This window comes from Vibrio sp. V03_P4A6T147 (assembly GCF_002241085.1).
In the GTDB taxonomy this organism is placed as follows: domain Bacteria; phylum Pseudomonadota; class Gammaproteobacteria; order Enterobacterales; family Vibrionaceae; genus Vibrio; species Vibrio anguillarum.
Genome location: NZ_NDIO01000141.1, coordinates 1 through 15,554 on the forward strand (window position 1 = coordinate 1; position 15,554 = coordinate 15,554).

Consider the following 15,554-nt stretch of genomic DNA (forward strand, 5'->3'; position numbering starts at 1 on the left):
TATCAAGGGTTGCTGCTTTTTAAATCAATAATCAACCAAAATAGCAACACCGCTGAGAAATTGCGGCTGATTATAGCGTTAAAATACCAAAATCATCAAAACTCTCGTAGAGTATTTATTTTTAGTAATGGATAAAAGGTCAGTATGATGAATTTACCACTGCGACTCGGCCTTACCATGTGGTCACACGCGGGCTGGCAAAGTACGTTTTACGGCGCGGGAACGCCTGCTGCGCAGCGTCTTGAAAAGTATGCGAGGGTTTTTCATACCGTAGAAGGCAACACTACTTTCTATGCGTCACCTTCCATGAACACAGTGCAGAACTGGCGCGCCGCCACTCATGATGATTTTCGGTTTACGTTCAAACTGCCCAAAGCTATTACCCACGAACATAAGCTCACTGGCTGCCAAGATCAGTTAAAAGATTTTATGATGCTGATGGAGCCTCTGCACTCTCGTGTTGGATTATGGACCATCCAACTGCCAGCTACTTTTGGCCCACAGCACTTAGAGCAGCTGAAAAAATTCTGCGCCTATTTTCCCGCGGGTTTTCCACTAAGCGTTGAAGTACGGCACCTTGAGTTTTTTGCTAAAGGCGAAGCTGAAAAAGCGCTCAATCAATGGTTAGTTGAATCGTCGATTGAGCGAATCATTATGGATAGTCGTCCTATCTTTTCGGCCAAACCGACGACCGACGTCATCATTGATGCTCAGAAAAAGAAACCTAAAGTCCCTGTTCACGCCATTGCCACGGCACAAACGCCGATGATCCGTTTTATCGGCCACCCAGAATTAGAGGCCAATTACCCCTTTTTTGAAGCGTGGATGACCAAACTGCCACATTGGATCGAACAAGGAAAACAACCTTATCTTATGGTCCACACGCCAGACAATATTGAAGCCCCATTATTAGCCGCCGAGCTATACCAACAGCTGCAACAACGACTCACATTACCTACATTGACAACATTTCCAGCCCAAGATGACCAACACCAAATCACCCTATTTTGATGATCGCGTGCGAGGTTAATGACACGCGCACACTTTTCTCTTAGAATGTGCGCCTTTTTTAAGGTAGTGCAGCCGTCAGCACTACTTGTTGCGCGCCGCTATGAGGTACACCATGAGCCATCATAAAGACATCATTTTTTCTGCTCCAATCGATAGAATTGGTGATTTCACCTTTGATGAACGAGTTGCTGAAGTCTTCCCTGATATGATTCAGCGCTCTGTGCCGGGGTACAGCAATATTATCTCTGCAATCGGCATGTTAGCTGAGCGCTTTGTTAAGCCACACTCTACCATTTACGATTTGGGTTGCTCTTTAGGCGCGGCTACGCTTTCGATGCGTCGTCATATTCGCCAAGAAGGTTGTAAAATTGTAGCGGTCGATAATTCGCCTGCTATGGTTGAGCGTTGTAAACTGCACATTAACGCCTATCGTTCGGATACGCCTATCGAGGTAATTGAAGCCGACATCCGTGAGATTGAAATTCATGATGCCTCAGTAGTGGTGCTCAATTTTACGCTGCAATTTCTATCGCCAGAAGATAGGCTAGCACTGCTTGAAAAAATCTACGTGGGTCTTCGCCCCGGTGGCATACTGATTTTATCTGAAAAGTACATTTTTGAAGATGAAACGGCGCATGATCTGCTAATTGACCTTCATCATGATTTCAAGCGAGCCAATGGTTACAGCGAATTAGAAATCAGTCAAAAACGCAGTGCGATTGAAAATGTGATGCGCCCAGACTCCATCACAACACATAAAGCTCGCTTTAAACACATTGGCTTTTCAAGTTATGAAGTGTGGTTCCAGTGTTTCAACTTTGGCTCGATGTTCGCTATTAAATAATAGTTCGCTATCAAATAATAGAATGACATTTTAGCTCTTTTCCCTAGAAGGGCCAAAACCTGACCAGCCATTTATCTAGGATCTTTTTACCTAATCTAGGAATACGCTTTGCATGTTTAACTTTGCCAATTTTTATCAACTGATCGCTCAAGATACCCGTCTTCAACCTTGGCTAAACGTTTTGCCACAGCAGTTGACGGACTGGCAAAATGCAGAGCATGGCGACTTTGACCGCTGGGTTCGTGCGTTAAATAAAATCCCCTCGGGTACACCTGAGCTGATCGAGCTCAAACAGTCAGTCACTCTCTCAAATAGCACACCGCTGACGTTAGGCGAACAGAAGAAATTAGAAAGTTTGCTTAAAACTTTTCATCCTTGGCGCAAAGGCCCTTATCACTTACATGGTATCCATATCGACACTGAGTGGCGATCCGATTGGAAATGGGACCGCGTATTGCCCCACATTTCACCGCTGAAAGACCGTTCCGTGCTGGATGTCGGCTGTGGTAATGGTTATCACATGTGGCGTATGCTTGGCGAAGGTGCTCGCCTGTGTGTGGGTATCGACCCTTCGCACCTGTTTTTAGTGCAGTTTGAAGCGGTGCGTAAACTATTGGGTGATGACCAACGTGCTCATCTTCTGCCACTAGGCATTGAACAGTTACCCGAATTGAACGCCTTTGATACCGTATTTAGCATGGGTGTCCTATACCATCGCCGCTCACCGCTAGATCATCTGATCCAATTGAAAAATCAGTTGGTCACAGGGGGCGAATTGATTCTTGAGACGCTGGTGATTGAAGGCGATGAAAATGCGGTGTTGGTCCCTGTCGACCGCTACGCACAAATGCGTAACGTCTATTTTTTCCCTTCCGCCAAAGCGCTCAAAGTGTGGCTTGAGAAATGTGGTTTTGGTGACGTGCGTATCGTTGATGAAAGCGTCACCTCTGTTGATGAACAACGAACAACTCAATGGATGACGCACAACTCATTGCCCGACTATCTTGACCCAAACGACCCAAGCAAAACCGTAGAAGGGTATCCCGCACCACGACGCGCTATTTTGGTAGCAAAAAAACTATAATTGACACAGTTTTAACGCTTGGCTATGCGTATAATACTACCCTTGTCAAAGGATGCCGTACGCATCCTTTTTTATCAGCTAAATTTTGTTAGCTAAACTTCGGTTTATCCGTATTCATTACAAACACATAAGGTCGCAAATGTTTAAGTCTGTAGCCCCCGTCATTGCCATTGCCTTACTGTCAGGTTGCACTCTAACCAATGGTGAACAATACCACCAAGCTACCCTCGCAGCGATTCAAGCTTCCGAATCGAACCTCAGCAACACAATGACCAACCTTGAGCTTCAGCTAAGTAACCAGAATGATTACATTGAAAGCCTTGAAAACCAAATATCAAAACTCGATCGAAAACTAACAAAACTTAAGCAGATCACGACCAATACCCAACAAAAACGTGTAGAAGCAACCAGTAATGATGATGTGATAATTCCAGTCGCTACACCCTCTATTCAAAAATCACGCTATGACGTCATTTTAGGTGAAGTCGAAAAAGTCACGATTGATTCGATCAAACAAACCTTTGATGCTCGAGTTGATACAGGGGCCGCCACCTCTTCACTCAATGCGATTGATATTGAAGAGTTTGAACGTAATGGGAAAAACTGGGTGCGCTTTCATCTTTCCGATGGTGATAGAGCAACAGACGAGAGTAACTGGATTGAATCACCCATTATTCGCTACGTTAAAATTCGCCAATCGACCAACGATGAGATGGAACGCAGAGCCGTTGTTGAGCTGTGGGTAAAATTAGGCAGTATTCACGAAAAAGCACAGTTCACCTTGGCTGATCGCTCTCAAATGAGCCATCCTATTCTTCTAGGCCGCGAGTTTATTCGTGATATCGCGTTAGTCGATGTCAGTCGCAAGTATATCCAAACCGAAACTAAATAGTAGCAAGGACATTTATGACGTCACGAGTTCCATTTTATCTATCCGTTTTATTGCTGATAGTGGCAGGAATTACACTGAGTGTAGTTCGCCACCAAACTTACGGGGTGCCATGGACACCCGGGGAAACTCGCCAAATTTGGGATATTGAAGCACGTGTTGAATTCAATGCGTTAGGCAAAGAAGCCAAAGTCTCTTTAGCTGCGCCTCATACTCAAGATGGATATACTTTGATCAATGAATCGTCATCATCACCAGGTTATGGCGTAGCTTACGTTACTACTGACACGGGCAAACGTGTTGAGTGGTCAATCCGCAAAGCAACTGGCCCACAAACTATTTACTACAAAAGCCAATTTTTAGTCGATCCTCAAGCGAAAGCGGCCCCTATCCCCCCCATCGGTGATGTGGTCAAGCCAACCTTTGACGGCCCAGAAGAAGCCGCGGCTATCGCATTAATTGAACGAGCGAATCAACGCTCGGCGGATAACATCACTTTTACCCGCGAACTGATTAAAAACCTCAATGACGCCGATAGCCAAAACGCCTCTTTGCTGCTTAATAAAATGAGCAAAGTGGACGCCACACAAAAACTGCTGTCATACTCTCAAATTCCCAATAAAGTCGTTGGTGTTATTCAGCTCGAAGATGGTCGCCGCCGTCAAACGATTCAACACATGAACGAAATATGGAATGGCGATCAGTGGGTACTTTTTAACCCTGAAACAGGTACGCAGCCCAACCACCCTAACCTACTGGTTTGGGATGAATCCAACGTTTCACTGCTGGATGTCACGGGTGGGCAAAACAGCCAAGTTCACTTCACTATGCTGTCTCAAGATGTTTCACCTCAAACGGCAACCAATAATAAAATTGAGGCCGACAAACTCTTAAACTTCTCTATTCACAGTTTGCCGCTTGAAGAGCAAGCGATGTTCAAGACCATCATGTTGATTCCTATCGGTGCATTAATTGTGGTGTTCTTGCGGGTGATTATTGGGCTAAAGACTTCGGGAACCTTCATGCCGGTACTGATCGCCGTGGCGTTTGTTCAAACTCAATTACTGACAGGTATCGTGGGCTTTCTGCTTATCGTCGGAACAGGCTTGATCATTCGTAGCTATTTATCGAAATTGAACCTGCTACTGGTAGCACGGATATCGGCGGTCATCATTGCGGTAATACTCATCATCTCTGTCTTTACCGTTGTTGCCTTTAAGATCGGGCTGACCGAAGGGTTATCCATTACCTTCTTCCCGATGATCATTCTCTCTTGGACCATCGAACGTATGTCGATTCTATGGGAAGAAGAAGGAGCAAAAGAGGTGATTTTACAAGGTGGCGGCTCGCTCTTTACTTCCATCTTAATCTACTTAGCAATGACTAACTCTTATGTCCAACACCTAACCTTTAATTTTATTGGCTTACAGCTGATCGTATTAGCTGCCATTCTGCTATTGGGAACCTATACTGGATACCGTTTAACTGAACTTCGCCGTTTTAAACCGTTAGCCGAGGAGTAAAGATGTTTTCATTATCCGAATACACTTCTCCATTTAAGCTACGCCGTAAAGGCATTATGGGCATGAACAAGCGCAACCATAGCTACATTGGTCGCTATAACGATCGCTCAAAATACCCATTGGTTGATGATAAGTTACAAACCAAATTGATTGCGCAGCGTGCGGGTTGTACTGTGCCAAAACTGATTGGTGTGATCAGTAATCAAGCGGATGTGAAGTCGATCCATGCCATGGTTAAAGAGTGGCCGGGCTTTGTGATAAAACCTGCACGCGGAAGCGGTGGTAAAGGAATTTTAGTGATTATGTCGCACAAGGATGGTGTGTACACTAAACCTTCTGGTGCGACCATCAACCAGCAAGATGTTGAGCGCCACATCAGTAATGCCTTGGCCGGACTATTTTCACTAGGCGGTAAAAATGATGTTGCTGTGGTTGAAAACCTAATTAAGTTTGACGATTGTTTCGAAGGCTTTAGCTATGAAGGTGTGCCTGATGTACGCATTATTGTCTTCAAAGGTTACCCCGTCATGGCGATGATGCGCCTTTCGACTTCGGCTTCTGATGGTAAAGCCAACTTACACCAAGGCGCTGTTGGCGTAGGTCTTGATATTGCGACAGGAAAAGCAGTACGAGCCGTGCAGTTTAATTTACCCATCACTGAGCACCCAGATACCGGCAAAGAGCTCTCAACGCTGCAAGTACCACATTGGAAAAAGCTACTCACCTTAGCCTCTAGCGCTTGGGAAATGACCGGCCTTGGTTATATGGGAACCGACATGGTGTTGGATAAAGAAGAAGGACCAATGGTACTTGAGCTTAACGCTCGCCCAGGGCTTGCTATCCAGATAGCCAATGGCGCAGGGCTGTTGCCACGCTTGCAGCATATTGAAAGTTTAGGTACGCAACTTATCTATCCCAGCCCCGAAGAACGCGTGGCTTATGCCGCAAAGCAATTCGGCTCTGGTGAGTTAAGTGAGTAACTCTCACCAAATTTAATCACTAAAAAGCCCAATCTCTATCAGGAGTATTGGGCTTTTTTATTAGCGATGGAGGCGATGCTTACAGCATTTCGGCCATCTGCTGTGCTTCTGATTTTGGTTTTTCAGTTTGACCAAAACCCCGTAGACCGACCACATGAACGTGTTCGTGATCTTTAAACACTTTGCGCACTAATTTATAAGTCGTGCCTTTCTCAGGGCTAATGTTCTCTGGCGCAGCAATTAAAAGTTGCATATCCAGACGCTCGCACAGTTCAAACAAGGTTGAGATGGATTTGGCATCCAAACGCGCCGCTTCATCTAAAAACAGTAAACGACATGGAACGATGTCTTTACTGCGTAGACGACGAGATTCCTCTTCCCAACTTTGAATCACCATCAATAAAATAGACTGCCCAGTACCAATCGCTTCACCAGTCGATAACGCGCCCGATTCCGCTTGCAACCAGCCATCGGATCCGCGATTTACTTCAACACTCAGCTCTAAGTAGTTGCGGTAATCCAATAGCTCTTCACCCAAGACTTGCGGTGAACGTTGCCCCATATCGATATGCGGGTTAACACGCTGGAACAATTTCGCCATCGCTTCGGAGAAGGTATAACGAGTGCTCTCAAACAGATCTTTATGCTGACTCTGTTTTTCAGATAATCCCGCGAGTAGGATTTCATGGCTCTCGCGTACTTTCACGTTAAGGCGAACGCCTTTCACCTGACCAAAGTTAATGTTAGACAAACCTTGGTTGAGCATCCGAATACGATTTTGCTCACGTTGAATGGTCTTTTTGATGATGCTGGCCACCGATTCAGAGCTGATCGCTAATCGGTTTTCACGTTGAGTCAGCTCTTCTGTTAAGCGTGCAAGCTCCACTTCCATCTCTTCAATCGCTTCAACAGGATCATCGGTGCGAATGATGTCTTGGCGAATACGCTCACGCAGATGTTGATACACGGCGATGTAGAACAAAACTTTGCGTTCTGGATGTGCGTTATCTTCCGACAAACGCAGTGCATCGCGTAAGTCGTCATTGCTTGCGACTGCTAAACGCAGCGCGCCCAACGATTTATCCGACATGGAACGCAGTTCATCGGCCGATAGATACGCCAGCTCACGTTTATGCAAGCGGCGCTCAACATCGTGATCACGCGCCAAACGTAATACAGAGCACCACCCTGCTTTTGCATTCACCACAAATGTGCGCAGATCTTGATAATCTTTCTGCACCTTTTTCAACCGTTTAACTAATGCTTTCATTTCAAGATCAGTTGCGGTCAGTGTACGTTCATACTCGCTCTTACGGGTACGTGAGGCATGCAGACGCTGTTGCAATTCATCACGACGGCGTTCAGCACGCTCTTGCGCACCTTCATCGGCATGCACACCAAACTCTTGTAGCTCCTGCTTGAACTCTTGAACCGTTTCCAACTTAGCTTGATGCGAGCTTTTTAAGGCCGCTAACACTTGGTTATATTGGTTCATTTGACTTTGAGCCTGTTTGAGCTCATCACGAGTACGAGTACGGGCTCTTTCTGCCTCGACCAATTTGTTTTTGAGCTGCTCACTTAGCTCGCTGCTTTTACTGAGCAGATCAACCGAATCGGAATAGCTAAAATAGTGGCGGCGTTCAATCACGTCTGAGAGTGCAAAGATCTGCACCTTCAATGTCTGAAGAGCTTGATCCGCTTGCTGATATTGTGCAGTGAGTGCATCAAATTGCTGCGGGTCAACCTCAAGCGCTGAAGCAAGCTGCTCTAACTTCGCGATGGCTTTACCGTGCGAGTTTAAAAACGCTTTCGCTTCCGCCAGTTGATTAATGTTCTGCTCAGCTTCATCGAAACGTGCTTGCAATGCCTCATCTTCAATGAGCAACATGTTAGGAGCCAGCTTATCGAGCATCGTTAACGCTTGTTTGCTTAGCTGCAATTGGCTGCGTTGCTGCTGCTCTTTTGCGTCCAATTCAGCCAATACACGGACGAGCTGATTGCGTTGCTCACGTGCAGCTTGCAACGCTTGTTCTGGATCGGCTTCAAAAGCGACTTGGATGTGTGAAGCAACAAATTGGTTAAAGCTGTGGTATAGACGTTGCAGTTTTTGTGAATCAAACGCCGCTTTCGCGTGCTCTTCCACCACTTCTTCGCGCTCGTTACGCAGTAACTCTAAACGTTGTTCGCGCGCGGCTCGGCCAAAGAGTGGGATCTCAGGTAAACGAGAATAACGCATTTGGCGGTTATTGAGCTGTACACATACCGCTCCTTCCAATTCGTCAGCATTGAACGAGCTATCATCAAAGGCATCGACATCCCCTTCAATGATGTACAGATCTTCTGGGCAGTCATCAAGCTCGACCAGCTTCTCTTTGATGCCAGATAAATCCGAAACCACAATCGCATGGCGAGCTGGGCCGTACATGGCACTGAAATAAGGTGCATCGTCAATCGTGATGTCATCGTAAATTTCAGACAGTAAAACACCGCCTAAGCTATCTGCTAATCCTTTCAAGCGAGGATCATTTGAACCACCAGGAGACGCCAAGCGCTCGATTTCGTTTTCAAGCTGCGCGCGACGTTCTGCCAGCTTATCTTTAGCGATTGATTGTGCTTTTTCTTGCTCAAGCACTTGCTGCATCTGCGCCATCACAGCTTGGCTATTTTCTAATGTTGCACCACTTTGTTCGCGTAAGGTATGCAATACATCGTTAGCAGCAATCCAAGTCGGAGCGATCGATTCCAGTCGTTGAATTTCAGCCTGTTTATCTTGCTCGGTACGGCGCTGCTCACTGCGCTGTTCACGCAGCACTTCTTGTTCATATTCCAGCGATTCAATCAGAGCGGCGTGGCGCTCGCGCTCTTGCTCTAGTGTTAGCTCATCGTGCAAGTCAATATGGTGTTGCTTTTGGTATTCAACCACGGACTGACGCGCCACTTGCTGCTGATTTAAGCGACGTTCCAGATCTCGCTGCTGTGCATACCACTGTGCTTCATTTTGGCTGATTTGCTGGGCGTTACGCGCTTGCTGCATGATGGCTTTTGCATGCTGAGCCGCATCGTGACGAGGCACTTCACCCACCACACTGCGCACCAATTTCAGTGCCTGCTCAAACTGTTCGACCGCGGCCGAAGACATGTCCAATTTATGCTTTAACGCTAATAACGTGGTCGTATTAGCGTCTTGCTGATGCTTGAGATCAGAAACCTGTGCTTGGGCACGCTCTGGTGTTAACTGATCATCATTTAGCAACTGTTTGGCTTTATCGAGCGCCTGTACGGCTTGTTGATATTGCAAGGCTCGCGTTTGTTGAACATCTAATGCTTGTTGGTAATCGGCCAGTTGACTCTTTAAGCTATCGACCTCATCTTCAGAGATAATCGCTTGCTCTTCAGCCATCATGACGCGCTCTTGCGCCTCTTCGACCACCATCATTTGCTCTTCAAGGCGAATAGTGAGCTCTTGCAAATCCTCTTGATAGCGTTCAATTTTCTCTTGCTGACGCAGTGCGTTTTGCACCAGTTGCAAATGATCAGAAGCGGCTTGGTGATCTTGCTCTAAGGTAGATTCTTGCTCTAACAGAAGTTCAAGCTCTTCTTGAACTTGATTGAGTAATCGATTTTGCTCAATCAATGTATGGCGAGAGCCGAACAACTCGTTACGCAACGCGAGCGTTTGCTCTAGCTTATTGTGGCGATCGTTGGCGTGGCGCATGTAATCCGCTGCCACGTAATTTGTCGATTCGGTAATCAGGTGCTTGAAGAGATCGCGATCCGCTTGCGTGGTTTTGATCGCTTCTAATGTCATGCGGTTTTCACGTAACGCCGATTCCATATCTTGGAATGCTTTCTTCACACCACCATTTTGTGGCAACAGATAATCACGCAACGAGCGAGTAATGGCACTGGAAATACCGCCGTATAAAGAAGCCTCAATCAAGCGATAGAATTTTGAACGGTCACTGCTGTTACGCAGTTTTTTCGGCACCACGCCAAATTCAAACATTTGCGCGTGATAATCGACAATGGAGCTAAATGCTTTAAAATGCGCCCCTTCAATTTTCGCGACAATCTCTTTCACTTCATTGAGTTGACGCACGCGCGCGTGGTTGTCTGAGACGTTTTCAATCAGCACATCGGTTGGTTTGACATGGCTTGGCAAGCCTTGAATCACAAACGGTTTGATATCCACTTTTTTATCGCGCCCCGCCACCTGTTGTAGCTTAACGCCAAACAGTAAACGCTGTTTGCGTGAATTCACTACATCCAACGCGGCGTAACATGCGCCCGCTTGCAGTTTACCGTATAAGCCTTTATCGCGAGACGCTTGTGAGCTGCCCGCTTCGGTGGTGTTTCTAAAATGGAGCAGACTTTGATCTGGGATCAAGGTGGTGATAAATGCCGCCATGGTGGTCGATTTGCCCGCACCGTTACCGCCCGATAAGGTGGTAACTAATCCATCAATATCAAAAGTCCGAGCAAAAAAGCCGTTCCAATTGATCATGGTTAGCGATTGATATTTACCTCTCTCAATCATGCTTCACCTTCCCATTCTGTTTGCTCGTTAACATTTTGTTCTTCAATCTCGTCTTCGTTATCCAGCAAGCTGCCTTGATTCGGTTCTTGGGCGTGGACAACCGCTTCACCATCGCGGATCAAACGCAGTTGCGCTTCACGCATGTCGTCACCAATACGCACATCGGCACCAAAACGAAATACGGCTTCGCTAATGCGGAATTTATTGGTATCACCTAAATGGATGATCATCCCCAAACGACGTAAACGACGCAGTGAGGTACGCACTTTTTCAAACAGCTTTTCTTTGTCTAAGTCTGAACCGCTGGCTCGGTTGGTGACGAGCTTCATCAGTTTTTTTTCATCGGCCAGAGACAGTAGCTCTTCGTACAATTCTTGATTAGTAAAGATGCCTTCGTGCGCAAGGCGTTCAGGACTCAAATAAAGAAAACAGAGCACTTTGCCGACCAGCATATCCAACTCAGACAGCACGCTACGATTGATTAAAGCAGTAGAGCGAGGACGAGGTAAAAAAAGCCTTCCGGCGCTTTGACTAATTCGGTGTTATAGCGTTGGTAAAACAGCGCTAAATCGGGCTCAAAATCCAATAAAAAGGTGTGATTGTCCAAATCATCACTAGAAACATGACGCCCAGCTCGAAGCTGGCTATCTAGCGCAGGAAATAAAGGATTTGAAATCGCTTTAGCCAGATTTTCTGGCATGTATTCATTAATATCTGTCGATGACATTTGCTTGTACCTTTGCACCAAAATCGTTGATCGCTTGCCAGTCAGGTTGGATGGCTTGGTAATCTTGCTCTGAGTAGCCAAGCCTCACCGCTTGATCAACAATAATTCGGGCTAAATCAAAATGATGTGTATGGGGATGAGTGGCGAGGTAGTCTCTCAGTACTCGTCCTAAATCAATTGGCATCCCTTGATCTTTATGACCTTTGAGCATGCTGCCGATACGCAAGGAGAGCTCATCATTGACTTGCTGGAACTCTTCGTACTCCACTTCTGGAGGCACTTGCCCCATCACCTCATCATCTCTTAACACGAGAGCTTCATCACGAAGGTCGGTTAAACGCTCGGCATCGGCATAAGTGAGATACCAAGGCGCGTCAAAATAGTCGCTCAGTGATTGACGTAAGCGCTGGCTAAACGCTCGGTTTTGGTCCATATCAATGGCGGTACGAATGAATTTATGGACATGGCGGTCGTAGCCAATCCAGAGATCGATCGCCTGTTGTCCCCAACTGGTGATGCGATCAAGTTTCATCTGTAATCCAAACAGGATTTCTTCAATAAATTCGAGTTCAGCTTCGCCATAAACCAATTCTTGGATATCCAAAATTTGCGTTTGCAGCTCATCCCCCGCCGCTTGTAAAGTGTCTTGCAGTTCACGCAGCGTTGAAGAGGTTTCAGACAATAACGATTCACAGTTGTTGATCGCTTCACGCCAATCTTTATTCAGCAACTCTGCGATTTGCAGTTTGACCGATTGCTGCTGCTCGTCCATCACACGTTGGTTTAAATCGATACGATCAAAAATTTCCCCTACCGAGTATTTTAATACGCCGTAGACGTTCTTTTTCCAATGCCCGGGAGTACCACCTTTATTCGCGGCTTCAATCGCCTTGGCCATTTCATCGGCGACCATAGAAAGCTGAATTGAGAGCTTCAGCTTGGAAAACTCTCTATGGCGGACGTAATAGTCCGTAATACCAATAGCCAACGGTGACAAACGGTAAATGCTAACGCCATCAGTCATCTCGCTGGTGAAGCGGCTCATTAAGCGCTGTTTTACCAACTCATTGATCGCATTATTAGCACGAAACGCGGAGGCTTCACCGGTTTCTTCAAATAAGCGAGTTACGATGGCAAACGCATCGTGTAACTCACCTTCACCTAATTCTTCATCAAACCTTTCGTTACTCAATACTGCAATGGCAATAAGGAACGCCAGTCGTTCTGTCGTCAGGTTCAATGAGAAATCATGCTGCTTTACCCAACCAACCAATTCATCAATAGGTTGCTGTGCAGCGTTCTGAGTCATCTCACTCATTGTTATTCCTGCTCTATTTTCTTTTTCGCCCATACATGAATGTATCGACCTAGTGAGAGGTACGGCTCTTGTCTACATAATTGTTGTTCGAGTGCCAGTACATCTTCATATTGGTAGTCACCCATATTTTTCACATTCCCAATATAGTCACTGAATGATCGGATGCCCGATTTTCCACAAATCTCAAATCCTGATTCTTCGATCCATTGATACACTTCTTCAGGTTTTAGCCCTTGCTGAGGCTGGAGCTTAAACCGCTTGCGATGCGGCATGCCCTCCAATACATGGGGAATGTTGCCACAGACAACATTTTTGTACACCAAGCCATGATGGTTATAGAACATGATTGATGCCATACCACCTGGCCTAACTTGCTCTAACAAATTCTGCAATGCGGGTTTTGGCTCGGCTAACCATTCCATCACCGCGTGAAACAACAACACATCCACTGGCGCACTAAGGTGCGATTGGATGGATTGCACGGGGGAATGTACCAACCGATACTGCTCAAGCAGACCATTTTTGCGGATCTCTTGTTCGGCTAGCTGGAGCATTTCCGAGGATAAATCACACAGCGTGATTTGGTGTCCAAGCTTGGCTATTTTTTGTGACATTTGTGCCAAACCGCCGCCAGCATCAAGCACTTGCAAAGGTTTTGGGTGGTTGCTCAACAAAGCGAGCAGTTGCTCAAGATCTTGCCAAACAATGACTTGACGAATTTCACCTTTGTCAGAGCCGTATATGTTTTTTGCAAATTTGTGGGCAATATCGTCGAAATTCCGGTCTTCAGTCACAGTGGCTTGAGTTATGATAGCGAATCGTGCTGCTATTCTGTCATAGGAATGGCAGGAATAAAGGGGCTTTGTTCCTTTTTATTATCAAGTGGTGTTTTTTCGGACTATTTTGTATATGTTTGAGCTGAAAAAAGTTATTTCCTCATTATTAATGCCTCTTCCGGCAATGCTAATCCTCGGTTTTGTCGGATTAATGCTCATAATGTTCACCGTCAGACGTAAGACTGGCTGTATGTTTGTCCTCTTCTCTTTAGTGGGGATATTTCTTATCTCTTTCCAACCCTTTGCAACGCGCATGCTAATGCCTTTGGAAAGACAATACTCGGCTTTTCTCCCCGTTGATGGCACCATCGATTATGTGATGGTTTTAGGTAGCGGCCACGTAGTGGATGACCAAATCCCGCCGACCTCGGAACTCAGCCGCACTGCGTTGGTACGCTTAAACGAAGGCATACGTGTCATGCGTATGTACCCCGGCTCAAAGTTGATTTTATCAGGCTACTCTGGCGGGTCGGAATTTAGCCATGCGCGCATGCTAGCCGTGGTGGCACTCGCGCTTGGAGTGAATAAATCCGATATTATTTTGCTAGAAACAGCTAAAGATACTTGGGAAGAAGCACGACAAGCCGCCGCCTTTGTTCAACAGCGTAGGCTGGTTTTGGTAACGTCAGCCAGTCATATGGAAAGAGCGTTAAAAGAGTTTAATTCTGCAGGTATTGACCCAATACCTGCGCCAACCAATTTCTTAGCGCAAACGAATATTGAGCAACCTTGGGAAAAATACGCTCCTCGAGCGCGTTATTTAGAACAAACTGAGCGTTACTGGTATGAAACGTTAGGGCTGCTGTGGCAAGACTTACGTGATTGGGCCTCCGGGCATGGCGATACAGAGTTAGACATCAATAGCAATTAGCTATTATACCAACCCAAAACGGAGCCACTTATGTGCTCCGTTTTTCTTGGTAATTGCGGCTACAAAAAATCATGGGAATAAAAAGGCACGGCCCAACTGCCAATTTTACACATGCGACCACTCAGCTAATCACCAGCGAACATATAACCTTCACCGTGCACAGTCACAAAGATTTGCGGATTCTTGGGATCAAACTCCATCTTCGCCCTCATGCGTCGAATCAGTACATCAATCGTTCGATCGTTAGGTGCATCCACACGATGGCTGATCATATTTAAAATACGTTCACGGCTAAGGACTTGATTCGGATATGACGACAAGGCAACTAATAGCTCATATTCCGCTTTGGTCAGTTTTACGGGCTCACCATTACGGCTCAGCGCTCGGCGCTGGATATCAAAGGTCCACTCGCTAAAGCGCACTAAATTCGTATTGTGAGATACACCGCTCTCTTCGTTCAGTTTGTTTTTTGCGGTCGAGATCCGCCACAGCAAGTTTTTCACTCTCACCAGCAACTCGCGCAATTCAAAAGGTTTCGTTACATAATCATCGGCCCCCATTTCAAGACCAACAATCTTATCAATGCTATCCGTGCGCCCTGTCACTAATATGATGCCAATATCAGATTGGCTGCGTAGCTCACGCGTTAACATTAAACCATCTTCACCGGGTAAATTAATGTCTAGCATAATCAGATCTATCGCGCTGTTTTTCAAAGCATCTCTCATCTGAGTACCGCTTTCCGCTTGCGTTACCATATAACCTTCGCTTTGAAAGTATCCAGCTAGCTTGCTGCGAGTGACTGCATCATCTTCAACTACTAATACGTGATAGCTCATTTACACCACTTTACTCTATAGAAATGTTCAAACCTCGGCTCGAGATTCTGTACAAAGCCATTCTATTCATAAATAGTCATAATTCTAGTCGTATC

Annotated in this window: 11 protein-coding genes and 1 pseudogene; 7 read left to right on the forward strand and 5 right to left on the reverse strand. The window is 46.0% G+C overall.

The annotated features are described in order from the left end of the window. Positions 1 to 144 precede the first annotated feature (144 nt). From B9J84_RS05290 to B9J84_RS05315, 6 genes are all read left to right on the forward strand, one after another. Complete coding sequence (locus tag B9J84_RS05290; RefSeq protein WP_094123699.1) at positions 145 to 1,011, forward strand: DUF72 domain-containing protein; 867 nt, start codon at positions 145 to 147, stop codon at positions 1,009 to 1,011. A gap of 100 nt (positions 1,012 to 1,111) precedes the next feature. After that, positions 1,112 to 1,855: a carboxy-S-adenosyl-L-methionine synthase CmoA gene (gene cmoA / locus B9J84_RS05295; protein ID WP_094123700.1), complete on the forward strand. Its 744-nt coding sequence runs from the start codon at positions 1,112 to 1,114 to the stop codon at positions 1,853 to 1,855. A 112-nt stretch (positions 1,856 to 1,967) separates the two neighbouring features. Continuing rightward, positions 1,968 to 2,939 carry a tRNA 5-methoxyuridine(34)/uridine 5-oxyacetic acid(34) synthase CmoB gene (cmoB, locus tag B9J84_RS05300; RefSeq protein WP_017043928.1) on the forward strand — a complete coding sequence of 324 codons (972 nt, stop codon included), beginning with the start codon at positions 1,968 to 1,970 and terminating at the stop codon, positions 2,937 to 2,939. A gap of 139 nt (positions 2,940 to 3,078) precedes the next feature. Beyond that, complete coding sequence (locus B9J84_RS05305) at positions 3,079 to 3,831, forward strand: ATP-dependent zinc protease (protein ID WP_026028024.1); 753 nt, start codon at positions 3,079 to 3,081, stop codon at positions 3,829 to 3,831. Between the two features lie 14 nt (positions 3,832 to 3,845). Beyond that, positions 3,846 to 5,351, forward strand: coding sequence for an inactive transglutaminase family protein (locus B9J84_RS05310; RefSeq protein ID WP_017044665.1), 1,506 nt, complete (start codon positions 3,846 to 3,848; stop codon positions 5,349 to 5,351). Between the two features lie 2 nt (positions 5,352 to 5,353). Then, positions 5,354 to 6,331, forward strand: a complete 978-nt coding sequence (locus B9J84_RS05315; protein WP_094123701.1) for an alpha-L-glutamate ligase-like protein — start codon at positions 5,354 to 5,356, stop codon at positions 6,329 to 6,331. A gap of 79 nt (positions 6,332 to 6,410) precedes the next feature. On the opposite strand, the gene mukB is transcribed toward B9J84_RS05315, so the two are convergent. The 4 genes and pseudogenes from mukB to cmoM all read right to left on the reverse strand — a co-directional run bounded on the left by mukB (position 6,411) and on the right by cmoM (position 13,707). Further along, positions 6,411 to 10,868 (reverse strand): chromosome partition protein MukB, encoded by a 4,458-nt coding sequence (gene mukB, locus B9J84_RS05320; RefSeq protein WP_094123702.1) that lies wholly within the window; start codon positions 10,866 to 10,868, stop codon positions 6,411 to 6,413. Continuing rightward, a pseudogene (gene mukE / locus B9J84_RS05325) lies at positions 10,865 to 11,595 on the reverse strand (chromosome partition protein MukE). Before mukE ends, mukB begins: the two are co-directional and overlap by 4 nt. After that, the gene (mukF, locus tag B9J84_RS05330; RefSeq protein ID WP_017044661.1) at positions 11,576 to 12,913 is read right to left on the reverse strand and encodes a chromosome partition protein MukF; all 1,338 of its coding nucleotides are present in this window, start codon (positions 12,911 to 12,913) and stop codon (positions 11,576 to 11,578) included. The pseudogene mukE and the gene mukF overlap by 20 nt, the downstream one beginning before the upstream one ends. A gap of 2 nt (positions 12,914 to 12,915) precedes the next feature. Beyond that, positions 12,916 to 13,707: a tRNA uridine 5-oxyacetic acid(34) methyltransferase CmoM gene (gene cmoM, locus B9J84_RS05335; protein ID WP_017044660.1), complete on the reverse strand. Its 792-nt coding sequence runs from the start codon at positions 13,705 to 13,707 to the stop codon at positions 12,916 to 12,918. A gap of 88 nt (positions 13,708 to 13,795) precedes the next feature. Between cmoM and elyC the strand changes: the two genes are divergently transcribed. Further along, a complete protein-coding gene (elyC, locus tag B9J84_RS05340; protein ID WP_013857069.1) occupies positions 13,796 to 14,620 on the forward strand; it encodes an envelope biogenesis factor ElyC in 825 nt (274 codons plus the stop codon). Between the two features lie 125 nt (positions 14,621 to 14,745). On the opposite strand, the gene torR is transcribed toward elyC, so the two are convergent. Continuing rightward, positions 14,746 to 15,459 (reverse strand): two-component system response regulator TorR, encoded by a 714-nt coding sequence (gene torR / locus B9J84_RS05345; RefSeq protein ID WP_017044659.1) that lies wholly within the window; start codon positions 15,457 to 15,459, stop codon positions 14,746 to 14,748. Positions 15,460 to 15,554: the final 95 nt, after the last annotated feature.